The following is a 24,229-nucleotide window of genomic DNA, read 5'->3' as shown; positions in this document are numbered from 1 at the left end:
TATTTTTTGTAATAGTAAAACAGATTTAAAATCCCCCCTTTGGGGGTTTGGAGGCCTAAAAATAACTCCCTTTTAAATTTAAGCCTTCGGTTTGCGGAAGACCGAAAATCAAATTCATATTTTCTACCGCCTGTCCTGATGCTCCTTTAAGCAGGTTATCGATGCAACTCGTGATGAGCAACTGATTGCCATGCTTATGCAGGTGAATCAGACACTTGTTTGTATTCACCACCTGTTTCATATGTACTTCAGAATCTGAAACAAAGGTGAATGGTGCATCGGCATAAAAATCCTCGTAGATCTTTTTCGCTTCAGCCAGATCGCCCTCAAAAGGGGTGTATGCCGTTGCGAAAATCCCACGTGAAAAATTTCCGCGATTCGGCAAAAAGAAAATTTCGTTATCAAACGCTCCCTGTAATTGCTTTACCGTCTGGTTGATTTCGCCCATATGCTGATGCGTAAAAGGCTTATAATACGAAAAGTTGTTATCACGCCAGGTGTAATGCGTAGTTGCTGAAAGCGAAGTTCCTGCCCCGGTGGCACCGGTTACCGCATTGATGTGCACGTCTGACTTTATTTTTTTGGCATCGGCCAAAGGAAGCAAAGCCAACTGAATAGCCGTTGCAAAACAACCCGGATTTGCGATGGAACCGGCTTGCTTAATAGCATCGCGGTTTAATTCGGTGAGACCGTAAACGAACTCGCGGCCTTGAAACTCCGCATCGAGTTTGAGGCGAAAATCATTGCTTAAATCAATGATGATAGTGCTTTCGGTAAACTGGTTTTCTTCTAAAAAAGCTTTAGAATTTCCGTGACCCAGGCATAAAAAAACCACATCCACGTCAAAATCAATAGTTCCCGAAAAACGCAGGTGTGTACTTCCCAGTAAATCCTGATGCACGTCACTCAACAGATTTCCTGCATTTGAGGTACTGTAGACAAAGCTCAATTCAACATATTGATGGTTGAGCAAAATACGCAGCAGTTCTCCTGCAGTGTATCCGGCTCCTCCAACTATTCCGGCTTTGATCATGAGTTTCCGTTTACGTGGTTGTAAATCTTATTCTGGTTACCGGTGATTTTGATAAAACCTTTGGCATCTTCGGCGGTCCATCCTTTGTTCATTTCGCCGTAGGCTCCAAAAGAAGCATTCATCAAATCATGTTCAGATTTAATTCCTTCCAGCGTAAAGCGATACGGCTGCAGGGTTACGTACACCTCACCCGAAACATTTTTCTGACTATCGGTCAAAAAGGCTTCCATATTGCGCATTGCCGGGTCGAGATACTGCCCTTCGTGCAGGTGCATTCCGTAGAAATTAGATAAATAATCCTTGTGCTGCATTTGCCATTTGGTAAGCGTATGCTTCTCCAGCAAATGATGCGCTTTGATGATGATCAGGGGCGCAGCAGCTTCAAAACCTACCCGACCTTTGATCCCGATAATGGTATCGCCTACGTGAATATCCCGGCCAATTCCATAAGGAGCAGCCAGCTTTTGCAGGGCTTCAATATTTTCTACCGGAGTTCCGGTCTTGCCATTTACGGCTTTGAGTTCTCCCTTTTCAAAAGTCAGAGTCACCTGCTCAGCTTCACTTTTTTGAACTTGCGATGGGTAAGCCGATTCCGGCAGGCCTTTGTGTGAAGTCAGGGTTTCACTACCGCCAACGCTGGTTCCCCAAAGTCCGCGGTTTACCGAATACTTGGCTTTCTCCCAGGCCATTTCTACGCCGTGGCTTTTTAAGTATTCTATTTCCGCTTCGCGCGAAAGCTGTAAATCCCGTATAGGGGTGATGATTTCTATTTCGGGGGCCAAAGTTTGAAAGATCATATCAAAACGCACCTGATCGTTACCCGCGCCGGTACTGCCGTGTGCCACATATTTGGCACCGATTGATTTGGCATAATTGATAATCTCAACGGCCTGAATGATACGCTCGGCACTTACCGAAAGCGGATAGGTATTGTTTTTAAGGATGTTTCCATAAATCAAATACTTCACCACCTTATCGTAAAAGCGGTCAACCGCCTGAATGTTTTTATAGGTCTTAGCTCCGATTTTTAGAGCCTTTGATTCAATTTCGTTGATTTCTTCCTGCGAAAAGCCTCCGGTATTGATGCTTACCGCGTGTACTTCGTAGCCTTTATCGGCAGAAAGGTATTTGGCGCAATAGCTGGTATCAAGACCACCGCTGTAGGCCAGTACGAGTTTTGCTCCGGCAGGGTTAGCCGCCGGTATTTTTGTGTCTATAGCTTGTGAATGCGTTGTTGAATCCAAAACGTATTAATTTGAGGTTTTTAATGTATTGAGTAAAAAACGGGTTAATCTTGTTCCTTTTTTTCTTTTTTCAAAAAGAGATGTTCCTTGATGCTCTTGAGACGTGTAAAAGCCTTCGGATTTAGCTTTTTGTCTTTTTTTTTAAGCTCTTCCGGATTTTCTGCTTTCTTCTTTTCCTCCTTGGCCGGATCGTAAAGCATCCCGGTGCAGAGGCACATCTTCTGCTCGGTTCGCTGCAGTATATCGTAATTACGACAGGTTTGACAGCCTTTCCAGAAGGTAGGATCATCGGTAAGCTCCGAGAAGGTAACGGGTTTATAGCCCAGTTCCGAATTGATTTTCATCACTGCAAGACCGGTCGTGATCCCAAAAACTTTGGCATCGGGATATTTTGTGCGCGAATGTTTAAAAATGGCTTCTTTAATCTGCCGGGCAAGACCGCTGCCCCGGTAATCAGGATGTACGATAAGACCGCTATTGGCTACAAATTTACCGTGTCCCCAGGCCTCGATGTAACAAAAACCGGCAAACTTATCGCCATCAAGAGCGATAACGGCGTTACCGTTTTCCATTTTGGTAATTACATATTCTGGAGTGCGTTTGGCGATACCGGTACCGCGTACTTTAGCAGATTCTGCGATCGTGTCGCAAATGTATTGTGCATATCCCGCATGGGATTTATTAGCAATGGTAATTTCCATATTCTTTAGAATTGGAAGTTAGAAAAAAAGTGAAATTGAAATTTGATTTGAAGACGGAACCGGACTCACCTAAGTTCCCAATAAAACTGCACCCACTAGGGGCGACGACGCTCATGGCGACGCACGGGGATAAATACTAAAGAACTGTGGGTCTCTCTAGCAACAGGATATAAAGAATGGAACAAGGCGCTTACGGCTTGTTTGAATTCTTCCATATGTAATACTATTCCCTTCATTTGTGGTGCTAAAATACAAAGTAGATTTAAATGACAGCCCCTTTTTAAAGGTAAATATCACATAAATCTACTTTTTTTATGATTTCTTCAGATTTTCTTCCAAATTCCAATAATCACTATTGATTTTTTAATTAATCTTCCATTATTAACGGATTACAACAAGTAATCGGTACTTACAAAATTTGATTTTTTAGTGTCTAAAAGTTCATTTAAAATGGCATTGTTGTAGGCGTTGTCTTTTGAAGCCACAAAAGTGCGTATCGAAAACGAACGCAAGGCATCATGAACGCTCAGGGTTCCCACAGCAGAATCCTTTCTTCCGGTAAACGGATACACGTCAGGACCACGCTGGCAGGAGCTGTTAAGATTCACACGGCATACCAGGTTCACCAGCGTATCGATAAGCGGTGCAAGTGCTTTGACCTCTTTACCAAACAAACTCACCTGCTGCCCGTAATTGGACTCTGCCATATCATCAAGCGGCTCATCAATATGCTTAAAGGTGAGCACAGGGATTACCGGCCCGAACTGTTCTTCTTTGTACACTTCCATATCTTTGGTCACCGGAAACAATACTGCTGGCCAAATGAAATTCTCTGAATGCGTACCGCCTTTTTCATTTAAGATGGAAGCGCCTTTGGCTTTTGCATCGTCAATCAATCCCTGAATATAAGCCGGTTTTGAGGGTTCCGGAAGCGGAGTAAGGCTTACTCCCTCCTCCCAGGGTAAACCAAATTTCAACGCATCTACCGCCTGTGCAAACTTACGGTTGAAGGTTTCCGCGATATTTTCATGTACATAAATCACTTTAAGCGCCGTACAACGTTGCCCATTAAAAGAGAGCGTTCCCGCGATACACTCTGCCACTGCAAGGTCCAAATCAGCATCGGGAAGAATAATCGCCGGGTTTTTAGCTTCAAGTCCTAAAACCAAACGCAGTCGGTTTTGTTTGGGATGCAATGCCTGTAGCGCGTTTGCAGACGAACTGTGACCAATTAAAGCCAGAACATCTACTTTTCCGGTTTTCATGATGGGAGTAGCTACCGCCCTGCCTCTACCAAATAAAATATTCACAACTCCCGGAGGAAAACTTTCCTGAAAAGCTTCGAGCAGAGGTGTGATCAACAAAACCCCGTGTTTTGCCGGTTTAAACACCGCCGTATTTCCCATTATCAGGGCCGGAATCAGCAAACAAAAGGTTTCGTTAAGCGGATAGTTATAAGGTCCGAGACATAAAACCACGCCCAATGGCCCGCGGCGGATGTGTGCGTGAATACCGGCTTCCTTGTGGAATTTGGCACTGTCGCGATCCATATCCTTATAATCTTCAATGGTATCGAGAATGTACTCTACGGTACGGTCAAACTCTTTTTGAGAATCGGGATAGTTTTTACCTATTTCCCACATCAGCAGTTTTACGATCAGCTCGCGCTTTTCTTTCATTTTGGCAACAAAAGTCTGCATACACCTGATGCGGTCTGCGACTTTCATGGTTGGCCAAAGCCCCTGCCCGCGTTCATAGGCCTGATGCGCTGCTTCAACTGCAGCAACAGCCTCTTCCTCACCCAGACTTGGGATGGATCCCAGACGGGTAGGTTTACGCTTTCCGTCAACTTCGGTATGAATGCTTGAAAAAACATCAGCCGTCTCTCCTTCCCAGTTGAGCAGCTTTCCGTTGATGAGATAGGCTTTTTGTTCTATGGGCTGCACGCTAAACTGTGCAGGTATTTCTGTAGTTAATGGTTTCATGGTTAGGTTGGTTGTCAAACGAACTATCAGATTAAAAATTCAAACAAGTCGGGTTTATCATTTAAGTATTCCCCGAAAAAGTTGCGCTTTTTCATGCGCGCGATTAAAGGATCGAGGTCTGCACGGTCTTTGATCTCAATACCTACGACGGCAGGACCATCTTCGCGCGAGGTCTTTTTCTTGTATTCAAAAAAGGTAATATCATCCTCAGGCCCTAAAATCTCATTCAAAAACTCCCGTAAGGCACCCGCGCGCTGGGGAAACCGAATGATAAAATAATGTTTTAGGCCGCGGTATAAAAGCGCACGCTCCTTGATCTCTGCGGTACGGGTGATATCGTTGTTGCTTCCGCTTACGATACACACCACATTTTTACCTTTGATCTCCTCGGCAAACTGATCTAAAACCGAAAGGGTCAACGCCCCGGCCGGTTCTACCACTATCGCGTCTTTATTGTATAAATCTAAGATGGTCTGGCACACTTTACCTTCGGGCACCGTTACCATTTTATGAAGGTTTTCTTTACAAATTGCAAAGTTGCGATCCCCTACCCGTTGTACGGCCGCCCCGTCTACAAATTTTTCGATTAACGAAAGTGTAGTGTTTTCTTTATTGAATATCGAAGTACTCATCGAAGGCGCACCTTCAGGCTCTACCCCGATTACTTTAGTATTGGGCGACAACAGGCTAAAAACCGTACTTAAGCCGGAGGCTAATCCACCTCCGCCCACAGGAACAAAAACATAATCAATCTCTTCGGTGGCCTGCTCAATAATCTCCAGTCCTACGGTAGCCTGCCCCTCGATGATTTTTTCGTCATCAAAAGGATGTACAAAGACCTTACCCAGCGCGTCGCACTCAATTTTTGAAGCTTTATACGCATCATCAAAGGTATCGCCGGTAAGCACGATCTTGGCATATTCACCGCCAAACATCTCAACCTGCTCGATCTTTTGCTTGGGTGTAGGCGCAGGCATAAAAATAGTCCCGTTTATTTTTAGTTTTGCACAGGCGAAAGCTACGCCCTGCGCGTGATTCCCGGCGCTGGCACAAACGATTCCTTTGGCGCGGTCTTCCTGGCTTAACGAACTAATTTTATTGAAAGCCCCCCGTATTTTGTAGGATCGCACCTGCTGCAAATCTTCACGCTTGAGCAGGATGTTTGCCCCGAGTTTTTTAGAATAACTCAGGCTGGGCAATAAAGGCGTTAAGGCTGCAACACCCTTAAGGGTTTGTGCAGCCTTTTTAACGTCTTCTAAACTGGGGAAATAGGTGGTTTTTAAGTCGCTCAAAATGCATTTATTTTGATTGACTGCAGGGCTTCAGGCTTTTCACTAAAGCCCGGCAGTTAAACTCAGTTCTGGGTTGATTAGGCAGTAACCTCTTCAGCGGCTACGGTCTTAATCTCCTTCATCGCAGTCATAGACTCACGCAACCAAGCACCCACTTCTTCTACAGTGTGTGAGCGGATAGCGTCATTAACAGCGATTAAGGTTTTGTTGTCTACGCCATTATCGGTAGCGTAAGCTTTACCAATTACGTTAGTATCTATTTTCTTCATAAAGTCGGTAAGCATAGGCTTACAGGCATGATCAAACAGGTAACATCCGTATTCAGCAGTGTCTGAAATCACACGGTTCATCTCAAACAATTTCTTACGTGCGATGGTGTTTGCGATAAGCGGAGTTTCGTGCAAGGATTCGTAATACGCAGACTCCTCGATGATTCCGGCTTCGGTCATAGTTTCAAAAGCAAGTTCAACCCCGGCTTTAACCATGGCAACCATAAGCACCCCGTGATCGAAGTATTCCTGCTCGCTGATTTCCATACTTCCGGCAGGAGTCTTCTCAAAAGCAGTCTCTCCGGTTTCGGCACGCCATTTTAATAAGTTGGCATCATCATTAGCCCAGTCTTCCATCATCGTTTTTGAGAAATGACCGGAGATGATATCGTCCATATGCTTGTGGAACAGCGGACGGGTGATGTCTTTAATTTCTTCTGCCAGTTCAAAAGCCTTGATTTTAGACGGATTGTTCAGACGGTCCATCATATTGGTAATACCACCGTGCTTTAAAGCTTCAGTGATGGTTTCCCAACCGTACTGAATCAATTTTGAAGCATAGCCTTTGTCAATTCCTTTTTCAATCATCTTGTTGAAGCACAGGATCGAACCGGTTTGCAACATTCCGCAAAGAATGGTTTGCTCACCCATAAGGTCACTTTTCACTTCGGCAACAAATGAAGACTCTAAAACACCCGCGCGGTGACCTCCGGTTGCTACAGCATAAGCCTTAGCTTCCTCAAGACCTTTTCCTTGTGGATCGTTTTCCGGGTGAACCGCGATCAGTGTTGGTACACCAAACCCACGCTTGTATTCCTCACGAACCTCAGAACCGGGACATTTAGGCGCACACATAATTACGGTAAGGTCTTTACGGATTTGCATACCTTCTTCAACGATGTTGAAACCGTGGCTGTAGGCCAAAGTCGCTCCTTCTTTCATCAAAGGCATAATCGCGTTGATTACTGAAGTGTGCTGCTTATCTGGTGTAAGGTTACATACCAGGTCTGCAGTTGGGATGAGTTCGTCGTAAGTACCTACGTTAAACCCGTTATCTACCGCGTTCTTATAGGAAGCGCGTTTGTCTTTAATGGCACCTTCACGCAATGCATACGAAATATCCAGGCCGCTGTCGCGCATATTTAAACCCTGGTTCAAACCTTGTGCACCGCAACCCACGATAACTACTTTTTTATCGCGTAATGCTTCGATCCCGTTTGAGAATTCATCAGACTCCATAAAACGGCATTTTGCCAGCTGAGCCAATTGCTCTCTAAGAGACAAGGTGTTAAAGTAATTTGACATTTTGATTCTGTTTTTATTGATTATGATTCGTTAATTTCTGTTGGATAGGGAATTGATTTACTCTGCAAACTCTTTTAAAAGCGCAGAGATTTTCATTTCATCTTTAGTCACCGCAATGCGCCCACTGCGCACAAACTGCATTATGCCGAAAGCACTGAGCTCGCGGTACAGCAATTCGATCTCGCTGCGACGCCCGGCTTTTTCCAAAACAAAAAACTCTTTGTTTACAGTCACGATGCGCGCGTTGCTTTCTTTGATGATATTCTGAATCTGACGTTCTTCAAAAAGCAAATCTGACTTGATTTTAAACAGGCAGGTTTCCAGAAAAATCGTCTCTTCATCAGTATGATAAAAAGCTTTGATCACTTCAACCTGCTTTTCAAGCTGACCAATGATCTTTTTCATACGCTCTTCGGTCAGGTTGATCACAATGGTAAAGCGTGATACGCCTTCAATCTCAGAGATCGAAGTGTTCAGGCTTTCGATATTGATTTTTCTACGCTGAAATATGGCCGAAATACGGTTTAGCAAACCGATATTATTTTCGGTATAAATAGATACGGTATAGGTTTTTGTCTCGCTCATCACTATTCTAATCTTATGTCTGAAACGGATGCTCCTGTTGGGATCATCGGGAATACGTTATCTTCTTTTTCTACTTTAACCTCGAGGAAATACGGCCCTTCTGCTGCCATCATTTCTTCAATCGCACCGGATAGCTCCTCACGCTTGGTCACGCGCTGGGCATCGATGTAATAACCTTTTGCAATAGCCACAAAATCAGGATTGATCAACTCTGTGGAAGCATAACGACGGTCAAAGAACAACTGTTGCCACTGGCGTACCATCCCTAAGAAATCGTTGTTTAATACCACGATTTTTACCGGAACTTTAGTCTGGAAAATAGTTCCCAGTTCCTGAATGGTCATCTGGTAACCCCCATCGCCTATGATTGCAACAACAGGACGCTCGGGAGCTCCCATTTTTGCACCTATAGCCGCCGGAAGCGCAAAGCCCATGGTACCTAAACCTCCTGAGGTCACGTTACTCTTAGACTTGTTGAATTTGGCATAACGACAGGCGATCATTTGATGCTGCCCCACGTCTGAAACGATAACCGCTTCACCTTTTGAAACGGCATTGATCCCTTCAAGAACCTCACCCATGGTAAGGCCTTCTTTTTCTGGTTTCAAATCGTTTTTGATGATTTTATCGTACTCAATCTTATACATTTCCTTAAAGCGGTTGTGCCACTCCGGATATTCTTTTTGCTCCAGCAAAGGAAGTAATGCAGCAAGGGTTTCTTTGCTATCGCCCAAAACCGCGATATCTGCATTTACGTTTTTATTTACCTCAGCAGGATCAATCTCAAAGTGGATCACTTTCGCCTGTTTCGCATAGGTTGCAAGATTCCCGGTCACCCGGTCATCAAAACGCATCCCGATTGCGATCAATACATCGCATTCGTTAGTAAGCACGTTTGGCCCGTAATTTCCGTGCATCCCCACCATACCCACGTTAAGCGGATGCTCGGTTGGGATTGCAGAAACACCAAGGATGGTCCATGCGGCAGGAACTCCTGATTTCTCAACAACTGCCTTAAACTCTTCTTCAGCTTTACCTAAAATCACACCCTGACCCCAAACGATCATAGGTCTTTTTGCTGCGTTAATCATAGCTGCGGCAGCCTGTACCGACTCCGGATTCAACTTGGGAATCGGCTTGTAGCTGCGTACCGCAGTACATTTTTTATAAGCGAAATCAAACTCCTCGAACTGCGCATCTTTGGTGATGTCAATAAGAACCGGACCGGGACGGCCGCTACGCGCGATGTAAAACGCCTTAGCCATCACTTCAGGAATTTCGGAAGCTTTGGTAATCTGGTAATTCCATTTGGTTACCGGAGTCGAAATACCGATGATATCGGTTTCCTGAAAGGCATCACTTCCCAGCAAATGTGAAGCTACCTGCCCGGTAATACATACCATGGGTGTAGAGTCTATTTGTGCATCGGCAATACCGGTAATCAGGTTGGTCGCACCGGGACCTGAAGTCGCGATCGCCACACCCACTTTACCGCTTACGCGCGCATAACCCTGAGCTGCGTGAGTAGCCCCCTGCTCGTGGCGGGTAAGCACGTGATGCAAGCGATCCTGGTATTTGTACAACTCGTCATAAACCGGCATAATTGCCCCTCCCGGGTAACCGTAAAGGGTGTCAACGCCTTCTGCAAGTAGACACTTGATGATCGCCTCTTTACCGGTGATGCGCTGTGTAGCTTCTACAGCTGTGTCCTGCAATTTAATTGTTTGTGTTTCCATAAGCCTTCTACATTTCGTCTGTCACACAACCTTTAGAAGCTGACGAGACCGTTTTAGCATATTTATAAAGTGCCCCGCGCTCAAATCTAAGTTTTGGAGCTGTCCATTTTGATCTTCTTTTTTCTAACTCTTCGTCAGAAATTTCAATATTGATTGTATTCTTAACCGCGTCGATAGCAATGATATCGCCATTTTCAACCAGTGCGATGTTACCCCCTACCTGAGCTTCGGGAGATACGTGACCCACCACAAAACCGTGAGAACCTCCCGAGAAGCGACCATCGGTAATCAACGCCACGTCTTTACCTAAACCGGCTCCCATAATGAAGGAAGTAGGTTTCAGCATTTCGGGCATACCGGGTCCGCCTTTTGGCCCTTCGTAGCGAATGATAACCACATCACCTTTTTTAACCTTCCCGTTTTTGATGCCTTCATTCACCGCTGCTTCACTGTCAAAAACATTAGCAGTCCCTCTGAACTCCAGACCTTCTTTTCCGGTGATTTTAGCAACAGCACCTTCGGTGGCGAGGTTACCAAAAAGAATACGGATGTGACCGCTATCTTTTATTGGCTTGTCTAAAGTGCGTACAATGTCCTGACCGTCCATCAGATTGGGTACGTCTTTCAGGTTTTCGGCTAAAGTCTTTCCGGTTACGGTAAGACAGTCGCCGTGCAGCATATCGTTATCCAGCATATACTTCAGCACACCGGGAATTCCGCCTACTCCGTGTAAATCTTCCATCGAGTATCTTCCGCTAGGCTTTAAGTCAGCCAAAAGCGGGGTGTTATCGCTGATTTTCTGGAAATCTTTCAGCGTAAATTCAACCTGTGCTGCTTTGGCTATTGCCAAAAAGTGAAGAACCGCGTTTGTAGAACCTCCCAAAACAGTTACCAGCCTAAACGCATTTTCAAGCGATTTGCGGGTAACGATATCTGAAGGTTTGATATCCTTTTCCAAAAGTAGTCGAAGCGCCTCACCAGCCTTTACACATTCCTGCTCTTTAATATTACTGTCTGTAACCGCAGGGTTTGAAGAGTTAAACGGAAGCGACATTCCTAAAGCTTCAATCGCTGAAGCCATCGTGTTTGCCGTGTACATTCCGCCGCAGGCACCTGCACCGGGGCAAGCTTTGTGTACCACTTCCTTGTATTCGTTCTCGTCGATGGTTCCGGCTACTTTTTGACCGTAAGCCTCAAAAGCCGAAATGATGTCGAGTTTTTTTCCGTTATGGCAACCGGAAGCGATGGTACCACCGTACACCAATATCGACGGACGGTTTAAACGCAACTGCGCCATCAGTGCACCCGGCATATTCTTATCGCAACCTACCACAGTCACCAGACCGTCGTAGCTCATCGCCTGCATCACCGTCTCAATAGAGTCTGCAATGATGTCGCGTGAAGGCAGCGAAAAACGCATTCCCGGAGTCCCGTTTGAGATCCCGTCGCTTACGCCAATTGTATTAAAAATTAAGCCCACCATATCGGCCTGCTCAGCACCTTTTTTGACGTGAGTCGCCAAATCATTGAGGTGCATATTACAGGGATTGCCCTCATAACCGGTACTTGCGATACCGATAAAGGGTTTTTTCAAATCTTCATCGGTCAGACCGATGGCGTGTAGCATTGCCTGTGCTGCCGGCAATGTGGGATCCTGAGTAACAGTTTTACTGTATTTATTCAATTCCATTAGTATAATTCTAAGTCGAAATTAGTTATTCATTCATTTTAATAGCTTTAGTCTTAAAAACCTTTGGATATACCAAAAAATCTTAAAAACTAATTAAAAAACTGATTTACAGATACTTGAATATAAAATACTACTATGTTCAATACTGCAAAAAAGCTTGTTTTGGTTTGAAAAAAAGCGGTCAAAAAAAAACCTCCCGGCCGGCGGAAGGTTTTGAGTTAATATACACCGTTCCGCATCAAGCTTGCTTGATGACACGAATAGAACGGATGATTACCACTTGTTTTTTCATACGCTGTAAAACTATTTATTAATTGGCGTTTAGCCTTGGCAAAAGCCGAAAAAGAGCGCTATCGACGTAATTTTTCAAAATCCACTATTTTAAGACCGCTTTAAGAGGATTCTGTTAGCAGAACTGAAGTGGTTTTGTACTTTTAGTGCAAATTTTAAAACACATTTTCATGAACTATCGCACATTAGGTAAAACCAACCTTAAAATTTCTGAACTATCACTGGGTACATGGCAGGTAGGCGGTAAATGGGGCTCGGGTTTTGACGACGCTCACGCCGAAAAAATAATAAATAGTGCAATCGATAGCGGAGTTAATTTTATTGACACCGCAGACGTTTATGAAAACGGAATGAGCGAAGCCGCTGTAGGCCGTGTGGTACGCAGCAGAAAAGAAAACGTTTATGTGGCGACCAAGTGCGGGCGGCAGATCAATCCGCACGTGGATGCAGGTTATACGCCAAAAGCGCTACGCAAATTTGTGGAAGACAGTCTTAAAAATACGGGGCTGGAACGTCTGGATCTCATACAACTGCACTGCCCTCCTACCGACACCTATTACAGACCGGAGATTTTCGGACTTTTTGACGATTTGAAAAAGGAAGGAAAAATCGCAAATCTGGGCGTTAGCGTTGAGAAAGTAGAAGAAGGTATCAAAGCGATGCAATACGACAACGTCACCACCGTGCAAATCATCTTTAACCTGTTTAGACAGCGTCCGGCGGAGTTATTTTTTCGCGAAGCGGAAAAAAATAATGTAGGCGTAATCGTGCGGGTGCCTCTCGCCAGCGGTCTCCTTACCGGTAAGTTTGATAAAAACACTTCTTTTGAGGCGGAAGACCATCGTAATTTCAACAGGGATGGTGAAGCTTTTGATAAAGGCGAAACCTTTTCAGGTGTTGATTACGAGAAAGGAATCGAAGCGGTAAATGAATTGAAACAACTATTTCCGGATACTGACAATCTCGCTCCAATCGCATTGCAATGGATATTACAATATCCGGAAGTAAGCACCATCATCCCCGGTGCCTCTAAAGAAGAGCATTTGATGTCTAACCTTTCTGCCCTAAACCGAAAAAAATTGACTCAGGCGCAAATCAAAAAGATGAATGCTATATATAAAGAGTACATCAAAGCCGATGTGCACCAGAGGTGGTAAATTCAAATATTATTATTTCTATTTTTATTAATATTAGGTTTAAAGCTGAAGTTTGAATAGTTGGAAGGTGGACAAATAAATGCATTGTTTATTGTCCTAAATTCTCAAAAACAGCCTCATGTTTCTAATTTCGTATTTCCGATTTTTTACTCCAGGATTTTGCCATATTTGGTTAAATCGGGAGAAAAGCCCAGAGACTTGTAGAGTTTTCGGGCTTTTTTGTTGTCGTCAAAGACGTTAAGGGTAAGCAGTTTGTAACCGCAGTCTTTGGTCCATTCTTCGGCTTTTGCCATTAGCATTTTACCAATTCCCCGACCGCGGGCATCAGGCGAAACGATGATGTCCGCAATATGACCGTGGGGTTCGCGATGGTAATAATCGGTACCTATTTCCAGAAAGATAAAACCGAGTTGCTGTTTGGTTTCGACATCTTCAGCAATAAAAATGGCATTGTCTTCACTCCCGTCGTGAATCTCCGATTTTAATATTCGCTGATCAATATCAAGCATCACATCGGGATCGCGCCAATGCGGCAGCTCCGGGTCGGCCAGGCTTGGCAATAAATTGAGGATAAAATCGGTATCGCTTTTTTGAACGCGGCGTATGTTAATATCGGGCATGCTTTTTAGGTTTAGGGTGTTTAATGGTTAAAAGATATACTTTTTAGGGAAGAGTTAAAAGGAGGAATCGTTGAATCGTAAGAAATGAATTCCTTATTCCTTATTCCTTATTCCTTATTGCTTATTCTATGTTCTTTATTCTTTGTTCTATATTCTTTAATTCTCCTGAGAAAATAACTCCTCCTTCAACTTTCATATTACTATTTAAAATAAACCGTTTTTTTATTGACAAACTCCTGAATTCCGTCTGCGGAGAGTTCGCGGCCATAACCGGAAATCTTGGTGCCGCCAAAAGGCAAACGCGGATCGCTTTTCACGAGTTCGTTGACAAACACGGCCCCGTCTTCAAATTGAGGAACGAGTTTTTTAGCGCGTTTTTTATCTTCAGTAAAAATGGAAACACCCAGACCAAATGCGGATTGATTGACCAGGTCTACCGCTTCTTCTTCGGTTTTAAAAGTCGTGATGCCAATTACCGGACCGAAAGTTTCCTCTTTAAACAGGGACATTTGGGGAGTAACACCCGTAACAACGGTAGGTTCAAAATAAGCCTTATCCCGTTTCCCGCCAATGAGGATTTTAGCTCCGGCTTTAACGCTAGCCTGCAGTTGTTCTTCAAGTTCCTCAGCGAGATCGGGTCGCGCCATCACCCCGATAAAGGTATCTTCAGCCATCGGATCGCCGCTTTTAAGTTCGCGTACGGCTTTAACGTATTTTTCGGTAAATGCTTCGGCAATATCCTCGTGTACAAGCAAACGCTTACCGGCGATACAGCTTTGTCCCGTATTCTGAAAACGTGCCTGTACCGTGGTTTTCAGGGTTTCGTCCAGATCACAATCCTCAAAAACCACCAGAGCATTACTGCCGCCGAGTTCGAGAACCGACTTTTTAATTTCGCTTCCGGCAGTTGCCGCAACAGCGCTACCGGCCGGTTTGCTTCCGGTAAGGGTAACCGCTTTGATTTTGGGATTTTTAATCACGTCGTCAATCTTCGAACTGCTTAACGGCATATGCGTAAAACAACCCTTGGGGAAGCCCGCCCGTTCAAAAACCTTTTGAATATTATCTGCACTGCGCATTACATTACTGGCGTGTTTCAGCACCCCAATATTGCCTGCCATAAGAGCCGGAGCCGCAAAGCGGAAGACCTGCCAAAATGGATAATTCCAGGGCATTACCGCAAGCACCACACCTATAGGCGCATAACTCACATAGCTTTCTGAAGCATCGGTTTTAATGGTCTTGTCTGCCAGATGACTTTCAGCGTGCTCGGCATAGTATTCACAAACCCAGGCGCATTTCTCAATTTCGGCGACAGACTGACTGATGGGTTTTCCCATCTCGAGCGTCATGGTTTCGGCATATTCCTGTTTGTTTTTCTTGAGTTCGTCTGCCGCAGCCTGCATTAATTTACTGCGTTCAGTAAACGATGTTTTCCGCCAGGATAAGAACCGCTCGTGGGCGGCATCTATGGCATCTTCGGTTTGCTTTTTAGTGAATTCTTTGGTTTCAAATACAACCTCCTGATTGTAAGGATTTATAGACTGAATCATAGTATTTATGCGAATATTTTCCTTAAAGTTAGCAAGCGCAGGCTAAAGCCGGGGCCGGATTAAGAGCACTTTAACGGAACATCCCTTCCCCGCCTTCCCTTCAAAAGAAAGCAGATTGAATGTCAAGGAGGTTAGTTTGTTTATAAGTCGTTTACAACTCTTTTGGCATCGTACTTGAAGCGTTTGATATAATTGTAATTTTAGAAAACTTCACTTTATGGAAACCCGGGATAACCAGTTACTTGCATTAAGACCTTCAATTCCATCGGCTCAGGTAAATGACTCGATGAGCGCTGACGAGCAATTTCAAAACGGTACACTCAGACCGGTGGTTAAATTGCAAAACGACCTGCTTCTGGAAGCCTTTCGCAACTACATCGCCAAACATAAAAATGTGTTTTACAATCTGACCATTGAGCGCCGAATGAATTACATCGAAAATGCCATTCAGAAAGACATCAAGTTTAGAAACAGTTTAAAAGGAATGGTGATTGGCCAGTTTACGGTTGAAGAATATCGCAGCTACATTCAAAATTCGTCTGCGCTAAACAAACGTATGATGAATCTGGTTAAGGAGCGTATTCAAAGTAATATTCAGTTGCTGGAACGAGAGATGGCGGTGTAAACCTGAGTTCTCGCTTAGTTTAAGATTAATCTTTTGCTCCTAATGCGTTTTGAGCCGGCTGTGCTATTTATTCGGATTTTACCTGAGCTTTTCAAATAACTCAAATTGTTGTTTTAGTTCTTCGGTTGGCACAAAACTAAGCGTATGCGGATTTGGGATATTATCCTGAATCTCATATTCTACCTGATCGCAACCTAGTTCCAACAGGAACTCGTTCAATAGTTTCGCTTTGCTAACCGAATTTGAAACGCGTATTTGATATTGGGAATCGTTTTGTGAGCCATATCTAAAGTAGGCTCCGGTAATAAAAGACAGCTTTTGGGTATGGGTTTTAAAGGCTTCCGGTTTTAGTTTACCCGTATAAATGGTATCAAAATTCTTTGCCAAAAATTCCTGATCATTAGCCAGTGAATCAAGATTTAGTTCGCTCATACTTTGTTCCCCGGTATACTCCATTCTACCGGAAGCTTCAAAATCATAGAACGTGTTTATACGTTCGGTTAATTCTTTGGAATAAAGGCCGTAGTGCGTTTGATCTGTATTTCCCAAATCTGAAGAGCTGAATTCTAAATCTGCGTAGGTGGTTTTAAAAATGGAATCGATGGTGAGACCTAGCTGTTTTTCAGATAAAGCGAAATAATCAACAAGGTCTTCTTTATTTTGAAATTTCTCACGCCCCATATAATCATCTAGAGTTCCGACTAAGAATGCGTCTTTATCCAAAACAGCATCCTTATGCTCTTCACAACCAAAAAGACTTAAAACGAAAATAAATGCAAGGAGATTTCTCATAATTGGAGTGTTAGTTTGCCCGCGATGTGATTCTTTAAAGGGGTAAAATACCGAATTTTTATCTATAAAGCTCTAAGTTAGACAAATACACGGCTTTAAATGAAAAAATGAACTCGTATTTACAGTATAAAATAAAAACTCGCCTGCCCTTAACAAACGTATGATGAATTTGATTTAGGAGCGTATTCAGAGTACTTTTTAATGGTTGGATCAGGAGCCGGTGGTGTAAGGCGGTTTGTAGTTTTCAATTATAAACTTTTGAAGAAAGTACTAGCACTAGTAGTCAAAGTATCCTTTTAAGTCATTTTTATTACCCGAATAGGAATTGAGAAACAAGATGATGTCAGGAGATATTTGCTTCACCGGCTCTGTATGATCATGAATAATTCGGTAAACTGCGCAATTCTCGTCAATAGTTATATAATTTCCGTCTTGCATATCTAAAATAACATAGAGTATCTTCTCTTTAAACTCTATTTCAAAAGTATCACGAAGGCCTAATAAGTCTTTTTTTTTGTGGTTCAAATCTTTTAAAATTCTTCGCACCTTTTTCTCTGTTAGATTATTGTCGCCCTCAGAAAACTCCACTTTCAAATGATCAATATCTATGTTTTTTAAATCCAGCATTTTAAAGGGATTATTATCAATATCCAGGTAAATCTTACTTATTAGATTCTTAAAAACGACAAGTTTTACTTTGATCCTTCTATTGGTCTTTTCATTATAAATTTTTAAGCCTGAGATCCTAAAATTCTGAGGTATCCTATTTTCATTAAAGTCAAGATTTTTTCTAGTAATATTTTCGTGTAAAAGCTGAATGAATTTTTCCTGATGATCAAAATAGTAAGCTGCAGAAAGCTTCCAGTTTTTTTGATTTTCTAAAAGAAGAGGAAATTGCTTACCCAAAATGGTTACAAGAGATTTTTCAACTTCTCGAACATTTGCTATAAACCTCCTTTTCTTAAAAAACATAAAAATTGGCAACTTTAAAGGTGTCACTGAAATGCCAAAAATATAGTATTTGGGCGCAATTGATTTATTTAAGCTGATCCCGAACCTCCATCAACGCATAACCCAATAAATTTTGACCTTTCCAAAGATTTGGATTGAAAGCCCGTTCATCATCCTGAGCTAAACCAATGCCCCAAATGGTATCAACCGGACTGGCTTCTACTAAAATGCGGTCTTTCGTATTTGTCAAAAAAGTTGAGAGCTCTTTGTTTTGAAAAAACTTATGATAATTACCCCGTACCACAATATCAAAGCGATTGTCTTCCCAGACCTGCTGGTCAAAATTACGCACCTGCCTGCCTAATTCTTTTACTTTACCCGGTTTAGAGCTGGAAATGATCTGGTTATAAATGTCATGGTCCTTAAACAATAACGCCTTCTGCGCCATCATAAACTGCTCTGCATTATAATAGGTTATACCCTCAATTTCGAATGAAATTTCATACCACTGACTAAAACAAGACTTGGTGACCGAATCGGATTTCTGATGTCCCCAGAAAAAGAGAAACTTGAGATTCTCATCAGAATCAAAACGTTTGATAAGTTGGGCGTTATCCATAATTACAAAAAAACTTAATCACCAAATAGTTATAACGAATGAATTAAAATACCCCCAAACAATGCAAGTGCAAAAGCTCCGAAGGTGACTTTTTTCCACTTAACCGGAATCGTTTCGCTTTTATAGACCCCGTATAGGCCAAGTGGAGGTACTAATATTAATAAGTATCCTACAATATATCGGTTATACCATTTTTGCTTTGGTTCCATATCTCGCTATTTATTTTTCTATTACCTATAATCTAGGACTTTTCCGGAAAACATTACTCTCGATGATGAAGTAATCTCAAATAATTTTTATTTTCCCTCTATAATTATCACTCGAAACAGGAATCGACAATCGGAAATAGAAGAAAAAAACGATTCCACAATTCAACTTTTAAACGGTTAAACATAAAAAAATCCCTCCGGCATTGCTACCACAGGGATTCTTCAATTTTTATCAATTTCAGTATACTGCCAACTGCGACTTCAGCCTGCAAACTGAATTATACGTTAAACAGGAAGTGCATGATATCGCCGTCCTTTACAATGTAATTCTTTCCTTCAACGCCCATTTTACCGGCTTCCTTTACTTTGGCTTCGCTACCGTATTTTACGTAATCTTCATAGCCAATTACTTCGGCACGAATAAATCCCTTTTCAAAATCGGTATGAATCACTCCGGCAGCCTGTGGCGCGGTAGAACCGATGTTGATGGTCCAGGCACGCACTTCTTTGACACCTGCGGTGAAATAGGTTTGTTGCTTTAGTAATTTATAAGCAGCACGAATGAGCTTTGCCGAACCTGGTTCCTCAAGACCGATGTCCTGTAAGAACATTTGGCGTTCCTCGTAATCGTCGAGTTCGTTTATGTCTGCTTCGGTACCTACCGCAAGCACCAAAACTTCAGCATTTTCATCCTTAACCGCTTCGCGTACCTGCTCTACATAAGCGTTTCCGCTTACGGCAGAACCTTCGTCTACATTACACACGTACATTACCGGCTTATCTGTGATAAACTGCAAGGGCTTTACAAAGTCGGCATAATCATCATCTGAAAACTCCAGCGCACGAATGGATTTGCCCTGCTCCAGACCCTGCTTAATTTGGGTAAGCACGGCTTCTTCTTTCTGGGCATCTTTGTTTCCGGTTCGCGAAGCTTTCTTAACTTTTTCCAGCTTTTTCTCTACGGTTTCAAGATCTTTAAGCTGCAGCTCGATATCTATAGTTTCTTTATCGCGAATGGGATTTACCTTTCCGTCTACGTGAACAATATTGTCGTTATCAAAGCAACGCAATACGTGCAGGATGGCATCGGTCTCCCGGATGTTAGCCAAAAACTGGTTTCCCAGACCTTCTCCCTTGCTCGCTCCTTTTACCAGACCGGCAATATCTACAATATCTACTGTAGCCGGAACCACACGCTCGGGTTTAACCAGCTCTTCAAGCTTAGACAAACGCGGATCAGGCACATTCACCACTCCTACGTTAGGCTCAATGGTACAAAACGGAAAGTTTGCACTCTGCGCTTTGGCATTAGACAAACAATTAAATAGTGTTGATTTACCTACGTTAGGCAATCCTACGATACCTGCTTTCATGTCGCTCGATTTTTGAGGCGCAAATATAGGAAGCTTCGTTAAAACTCAGCCCTATTAATTTAATAAGTGTTTTAAGAGGTTTGAAGTTGGATTTTGAGCAAGCTTTTCAAAGGTTTCGGTACTTCACATCATTGTACAAAATATCCATATAAATCGCTCTCAAATCTTTCCTTTCAGTCAGAGGAGACTATACCCGGTGTTACATATACGAACTCTGCTTAATCCTTTGGTTTTTGCTATGCCTCCAGGCATAAAAAAGCCCGATAAAACCGGGCTTTCGATATAAATTTCAAATAAATTCTAATTGTGGTGCATAAAGGCTTGTTTGCCAAGCAACTCTTCTTCGGTCTCCACATGATCTTCATCGGGCACACAGCAATCTACCGGGCAAACCGCGGCACACTGAGGCTCTTCGTGGAAGCCCATACATTCGGTACACTTATCTGGTGCGATGTAGTAGACCTCATCGCTTATAGGCTCCTGAGCCTCGTCTGCATCAACTTCCTTTCCGTTAGGCAATACAACTTTGCCTTTCAAATCAGTCCCGTCTGCATAACGCCAGTCATCTGCTCCTTCATAAATAGCGGTGTTTGGGCATTCCGGCTCACAAGCTCCGCAGTTGATGCATTCGTCTGTTATTATAATTGCCATAGTATAATCGTTTTCTAATGTGTAATTTTGGCGTCTCAAGACGCATTAAAAACCTGTAAATCTAAAATCCTACTAATTAAATAGACTTTAGCTTTTTCAGGTGTGTAAAATTAAGACCTGAGTAGAACTCTACCAAACCATTTATGGATTTAAAACAAAGAATTACCGCATTCGCAAACCTCGGACAATTTTTAACCGATTTTCTGTCAAAGGACGAAAAAACAGGGCTCAAGTTAGCAGATTACAACCTGTTGACCGAAGAATTTGAAGCGGTAATTGATGCGGCTTACCGTGCAAATTCCTGGTTTACGCCAGAGCATATAAACCTCGCCTTGAATTCCTGGGCCGATGCATTAAAGCAGGAAAACCTTAAGAACTGGCTCGAGCCCTATGCTATAAATACTCAAAATCCAAAGACCGTTGCCGTAATTATGGCCGGCAACCTGCCACTGGTGGGTTTTCATGATTTTGTAAGCGTCTTGCTGAGCGGGCATCATATTTTAGCCAAACTTTCAAGCGACGATAAGCTACTGATGCCATTTCTGGCGAAAGTCTTAATTCAGCTTGAACCGGCCTTTGCGGAAGCCATAAGCTTTACCGACAAAAAACTCACCCATCACGATGCGGTTATCGCCACCGGAAGTAACAATTCTGCACGCTATTTTGAGTACTACTTTAAAGACAAGCCCCACATCATCCGCAAAAACCGAAACGCCGTAGCCGTGCTTACCGGTAATGAGACTCACGAGCAACTCGTAGCGCTGGGCAACGATATTTTCAGCTATTTTGGAATGGGTTGCCGCAGTGTTTCCAAACTGTTTGTACCAAAAGCGTATAACTTTGATGCCTTCTTTAAAGCGATGTACGAGCATAAAGAGGTGATACACCATCACAAATATGCCAACAATTACGATTACAATAAGGCGGTGTATTTAATGAGCCTCTTCCCTATCCTGGACAATGAGTTTATGGTTTTGAAAGAGGACGAAAACTTCTCCTCACCCATCTCGGTAGTCTTTTATGAATACTACGAATCCCAGGATAGTCTAAAGGCCTATTTAGAAGCTAAAACCGAAGAAATACAGTGCATTGTGGCATCGGGTTTTGACGCCGGTGAAATCGCTTTTGGGCAGGCTCAAAAACCCAAACTTCACGATTATGCAGACGGTGTGGATACCGTTGCATTTTTATTAAAAATATAATTGAATTGCCTACATAATTTATTGATTTCTTAAGCTGTTTTGACAAGCTTTTCCACATCTTTGCATGGCTTTTTAAAACGCAGTTGCGTTTGCGGAGATTCCCTTTAAATTCTCACGCATTGTGTGCAAAAAGCCGTAATTTTTCGACCTGAAAACTAATTGGATCAGACCAAATATTCAACCCATGAAAAAACATAATTTCAGTGCCGGCCCAAGTATACTTCCACAGGAAGTTCTGAAGCAGGCCTCTGACGCCGTATTAAATTTTAACAATCTCAATCTTTCCCTTTTGGAAATTTCACACCGCAGCAAGGACTTTGTGGATGTGATGGAAGAAGCCCGCGAACTCGCTCTTGAGCTTATGGGTCTTGAAGGTAAAGGCTATAAAGCCCTTTTCTTACAGGGAGGTGCGAGTATGCAGTTTGTTATGGCTGCCTACAATCTTCTAGAAAATAAAGCCGGTTACCTAAACACGGGTACCTGGAGTGATAAAGCCATCAAAGAAGCCAAGCTTTTTGGCGAAGTGGTAGAAGTAGCGAGTTCAAAAGACAAAAACTTCAACTACATTCCTAAAAACTACAGCGTTCCTTCAGATTTAGATTATCTGCACGTAACGACTAACAACACTATTTTTGGTACCCAGTTGAAAGAAATTCCACAAACCGATGTACCTCTTATAGCCGATATGAGTAGTGATATTTTCTCACGTAACATCGACTTTTCAAAATTCGGAATCATTTACGCAGGAGCTCAGAAAAATATGGGACCTGCAGGGACTACTCTTGTGGTAATCAAGGAAGACCTTTTGGGTAAAGTAACCCGCCAGATCCCCAATATGCTCGATTATGCGCAGCACGTTTCTAAAGGAAGTATGTACAACACACCTCCTGTTTTTGCCGTTTACGTTTCCTTATTAACCATGCGTTGGTTAAAAAGCAAAGGCGGTATCAGCGCGATTGAAGAAGAAAACGAGAAAAAAGCCACGCTTATCTATTCCGAAATTGACCTGAACCCACTATTTACAGGTTTTGCAGCTAAAGAAGACCGTTCTTTTATGAACGCGACCTTTAATCTTACCGAAGACAACCTGAAGGAAACCTTCGACGCAATGGTAAAAGAAGCCGGCATCAGTGGTGTTAACGGTCACCGTAGCGTAGGCGGTTATCGTGCTTCTATGTACAACGCATTACCACTTAAGAGTGTAGGTGTACTGGTAGACGTGATGAGCGAATTAGAGCGCAAAGCCTAAAAACCAACTATTAATTTCAAAATATAAACATGAAAGTTTTAGCAAATGATGGGATTTCTCAATCTGGCGTAGACGCTCTTGAAGCAGCCGGTTTTGAAGTAATCACCACAAAAGTTGCACAGGAGCAGCTGGTAAATTATATCAATGAGCATAAGGTAGACGCGCTGTTAGTGCGCAGTGCTACTAAAGTGCGCAAAGATCTTATCGACGCGTGCCCGGATCTTAAGTTAATAGGTCGTGGTGGTGTTGGTATGGATAATATTGACGTACAATACGCTAAAGACAAAGGTCTAAGCGTGATCAATACGCCTGCTTCTTCTTCAGCTTCTGTAGCCGAACTTGTTTTTGCACACTTATATGGTGGGGTGCGTTTCCTATATGATTCGAACCGCAATATGCCTTTGGAGGGCGAGTCTAAGTTTGGTGACCTTAAAAAAGCCTATGCTGACGGGGTTGAGCTTCGCGGAAAGACTTTAGGTGTTATTGGTTTTGGCCGAATTGGTCAGGCGACTGCTAAAGTAGCTTTAGGTGCCGGAATGAAGGTGATCTACTCTGATCCGTATATGGAAAAAGCCGAAGTAAAACTCGATTTTTTCGACGGCCAGGAAGTGACTTTTAAATTTGAGAGCAAATCGAAAGAAGACGTTCTTAAGGAAGCCGACTTTATTACCCTACACGTTCCTGCACAAAAAGAATATGTAATTGGCAAAGCCGAATTGGAACTGATGAAAGACGGTGCCGCTCTGGTAAACGCTGCCCGCGGCGGTGTGGTTGATGAGATCGCACTTATCGATGCATTAGACAGCGGTAAACTGGCCTTTGCTGCTTTAGATGTATTTGAAAGCGAACCCAAACCTGAAATTAGAATTCTGATGCATCCTAAAATTTCGTTATCCCCGCACATTGGTGCTGCGACAAACGAAGCGCAGGATCGCATTGGTACCGAACTTGCTGAACAGATCGCTTCGATCTTAAAAGACTAGTTCACAACGTATAAAAGCAAAAAGCCGAATAGTTTTATTCGGCTTTTTTTATGCGCCTCTGTTAATTTTTTAACGATTATAAGTATCTTTAAAAGAGTAACTAAAACCAATCGA

At 42.9% G+C, this 24,229-nt stretch carries 21 protein-coding genes; 5 read left to right on the top strand and 16 right to left on the bottom strand.

Annotation, left to right across the window (positions count from 1 at the left end; all coding sequences use genetic code 11):
- Window positions 1-55: 55 nt before the first annotated feature.
- From argC to ilvD, 9 genes are all read right to left on the bottom strand, one after another.
- A complete protein-coding gene (gene argC, locus ACSSS3_RS14830; RefSeq protein ID WP_442845282.1) occupies window positions 56-1,033 on the bottom strand; it encodes an N-acetyl-gamma-glutamyl-phosphate reductase in 978 nt (325 codons plus the stop codon).
- Window positions 1,030-2,238 carry an argininosuccinate synthase gene (gene argG, locus ACSSS3_RS14825; protein WP_442847431.1) on the bottom strand — a complete coding sequence of 403 codons (1,209 nt, stop codon included), beginning with the start codon at window positions 2,236-2,238 and terminating at the stop codon, window positions 1,030-1,032. Before argG ends, argC begins: the two co-directional genes overlap by 4 nt.
- 83 nt (window positions 2,239-2,321) lie before the next feature.
- The gene (locus tag ACSSS3_RS14820) at window positions 2,322-2,978 is read right to left on the bottom strand and encodes a GNAT family N-acetyltransferase (RefSeq protein WP_228230783.1); all 657 of its coding nucleotides are present in this window, start codon (window positions 2,976-2,978) and stop codon (window positions 2,322-2,324) included.
- Window positions 2,979-3,367: 389 nt separating this feature from the next.
- Window positions 3,368-4,963, bottom strand: a complete 1,596-nt coding sequence (locus ACSSS3_RS14815; RefSeq protein ID WP_442845281.1) for an NADP-dependent glyceraldehyde-3-phosphate dehydrogenase — start codon at window positions 4,961-4,963, stop codon at window positions 3,368-3,370.
- A 26-nt stretch (window positions 4,964-4,989) separates the two neighbouring features.
- The gene (ilvA, locus tag ACSSS3_RS14810; protein ID WP_442845280.1) at window positions 4,990-6,255 is read right to left on the bottom strand and encodes a threonine ammonia-lyase IlvA; all 1,266 of its coding nucleotides are present in this window, start codon (window positions 6,253-6,255) and stop codon (window positions 4,990-4,992) included.
- 77 nt (window positions 6,256-6,332) lie between these two features.
- Window positions 6,333-7,829: a ketol-acid reductoisomerase gene (gene ilvC / locus ACSSS3_RS14805; protein WP_442845279.1), complete on the bottom strand. Its 1,497-nt coding sequence runs from the start codon at window positions 7,827-7,829 to the stop codon at window positions 6,333-6,335.
- Window positions 7,830-7,886: 57 nt separating this feature from the next.
- Entirely contained in the window at window positions 7,887-8,414 is a 528-nt protein-coding gene (gene ilvN / locus ACSSS3_RS14800; RefSeq protein ID WP_228230787.1) for an acetolactate synthase small subunit, read from the bottom strand.
- A gap of 2 nt (window positions 8,415-8,416) precedes the next feature.
- Window positions 8,417-10,150, bottom strand: a complete 1,734-nt coding sequence (ilvB, locus tag ACSSS3_RS14795) for a biosynthetic-type acetolactate synthase large subunit (protein ID WP_228230788.1) — start codon at window positions 10,148-10,150, stop codon at window positions 8,417-8,419.
- A gap of 7 nt (window positions 10,151-10,157) precedes the next feature.
- Window positions 10,158-11,840, bottom strand: coding sequence for a dihydroxy-acid dehydratase (ilvD, locus tag ACSSS3_RS14790; RefSeq protein ID WP_442845278.1), 1,683 nt, complete (start codon window positions 11,838-11,840; stop codon window positions 10,158-10,160).
- A gap of 461 nt (window positions 11,841-12,301) precedes the next feature.
- Here ilvD and ACSSS3_RS14785 point away from each other — a divergent pair, with 461 nt between their 5' ends.
- The gene (locus ACSSS3_RS14785; RefSeq protein WP_442845277.1) at window positions 12,302-13,288 is read left to right on the top strand and encodes an aldo/keto reductase; all 987 of its coding nucleotides are present in this window, start codon (window positions 12,302-12,304) and stop codon (window positions 13,286-13,288) included.
- 146 nt (window positions 13,289-13,434) lie between these two features.
- On the opposite strand, the gene ACSSS3_RS14780 is transcribed toward ACSSS3_RS14785, so the two are convergent.
- A complete protein-coding gene (locus ACSSS3_RS14780) occupies window positions 13,435-13,908 on the bottom strand; it encodes a GNAT family N-acetyltransferase (RefSeq protein WP_442845276.1) in 474 nt (157 codons plus the stop codon).
- 200 nt (window positions 13,909-14,108) lie between these two features.
- On the bottom strand, window positions 14,109-15,461 hold the full coding sequence (locus tag ACSSS3_RS14775; RefSeq protein WP_442845275.1) for an NAD-dependent succinate-semialdehyde dehydrogenase: 1,353 nt from the start codon (window positions 15,459-15,461) through the stop codon (window positions 14,109-14,111).
- Between the two features lie 217 nt (window positions 15,462-15,678).
- On the opposite strand from ACSSS3_RS14775, the gene ACSSS3_RS14770 reads away from it, so the two are divergent.
- Window positions 15,679-16,086, top strand: a complete 408-nt coding sequence (locus tag ACSSS3_RS14770) for a glyoxalase (RefSeq protein WP_442845274.1) — start codon at window positions 15,679-15,681, stop codon at window positions 16,084-16,086.
- Between the two features lie 78 nt (window positions 16,087-16,164).
- Here ACSSS3_RS14770 and ACSSS3_RS14765 read toward each other — a convergent pair whose 3' ends face one another.
- From ACSSS3_RS14765 to ACSSS3_RS14745, 5 genes are all read right to left on the bottom strand, one after another.
- A complete protein-coding gene (locus ACSSS3_RS14765) occupies window positions 16,165-16,878 on the bottom strand; it encodes a hypothetical protein (RefSeq protein ID WP_442845273.1) in 714 nt (237 codons plus the stop codon).
- 276 nt (window positions 16,879-17,154) lie between these two features.
- Window positions 17,155-17,850 (bottom strand): hypothetical protein, encoded by a 696-nt coding sequence (locus ACSSS3_RS14760; RefSeq protein WP_442845272.1) that lies wholly within the window; start codon window positions 17,848-17,850, stop codon window positions 17,155-17,157.
- A gap of 64 nt (window positions 17,851-17,914) precedes the next feature.
- Complete coding sequence (locus ACSSS3_RS14755; protein WP_442845271.1) at window positions 17,915-18,448, bottom strand: NADAR family protein; 534 nt, start codon at window positions 18,446-18,448, stop codon at window positions 17,915-17,917.
- A gap of 487 nt (window positions 18,449-18,935) precedes the next feature.
- Window positions 18,936-20,030 carry a redox-regulated ATPase YchF gene (gene ychF, locus ACSSS3_RS14750; RefSeq protein ID WP_442845270.1) on the bottom strand — a complete coding sequence of 365 codons (1,095 nt, stop codon included), beginning with the start codon at window positions 20,028-20,030 and terminating at the stop codon, window positions 18,936-18,938.
- A 300-nt stretch (window positions 20,031-20,330) separates the two neighbouring features.
- Complete coding sequence (locus ACSSS3_RS14745; RefSeq protein WP_228230797.1) at window positions 20,331-20,681, bottom strand: 4Fe-4S dicluster domain-containing protein; 351 nt, start codon at window positions 20,679-20,681, stop codon at window positions 20,331-20,333.
- Between the two features lie 143 nt (window positions 20,682-20,824).
- Between ACSSS3_RS14745 and ACSSS3_RS14740 the strand changes: the two genes are divergently transcribed.
- The 3 genes from ACSSS3_RS14740 (at window position 20,825) to ACSSS3_RS14730 (ending at window position 24,115) form a co-directional block, all read left to right on the top strand.
- A complete protein-coding gene (locus ACSSS3_RS14740) occupies window positions 20,825-21,883 on the top strand; it encodes an acyl-CoA reductase (RefSeq protein ID WP_442845269.1) in 1,059 nt (352 codons plus the stop codon).
- A gap of 184 nt (window positions 21,884-22,067) precedes the next feature.
- A complete protein-coding gene (gene serC / locus ACSSS3_RS14735; protein WP_442845268.1) occupies window positions 22,068-23,132 on the top strand; it encodes a 3-phosphoserine/phosphohydroxythreonine transaminase in 1,065 nt (354 codons plus the stop codon).
- A 29-nt stretch (window positions 23,133-23,161) separates the two neighbouring features.
- Complete coding sequence (locus tag ACSSS3_RS14730; protein WP_228230800.1) at window positions 23,162-24,115, top strand: D-2-hydroxyacid dehydrogenase; 954 nt, start codon at window positions 23,162-23,164, stop codon at window positions 24,113-24,115.
- The last annotated feature ends 114 nt before the right edge of the window (window positions 24,116-24,229 follow it).

Origin of the sequence: Leeuwenhoekiella sp. H156, from assembly GCF_052218455.1 — a bacterium.
Taxonomy (GTDB): Bacteria; Bacteroidota; Bacteroidia; order Flavobacteriales; family Flavobacteriaceae; genus Leeuwenhoekiella; species Leeuwenhoekiella parthenopeia.
The sequence above is the reverse complement of the archived record's forward strand: the minus strand, read 5'-3'. Positions and strand labels throughout refer to the sequence as shown.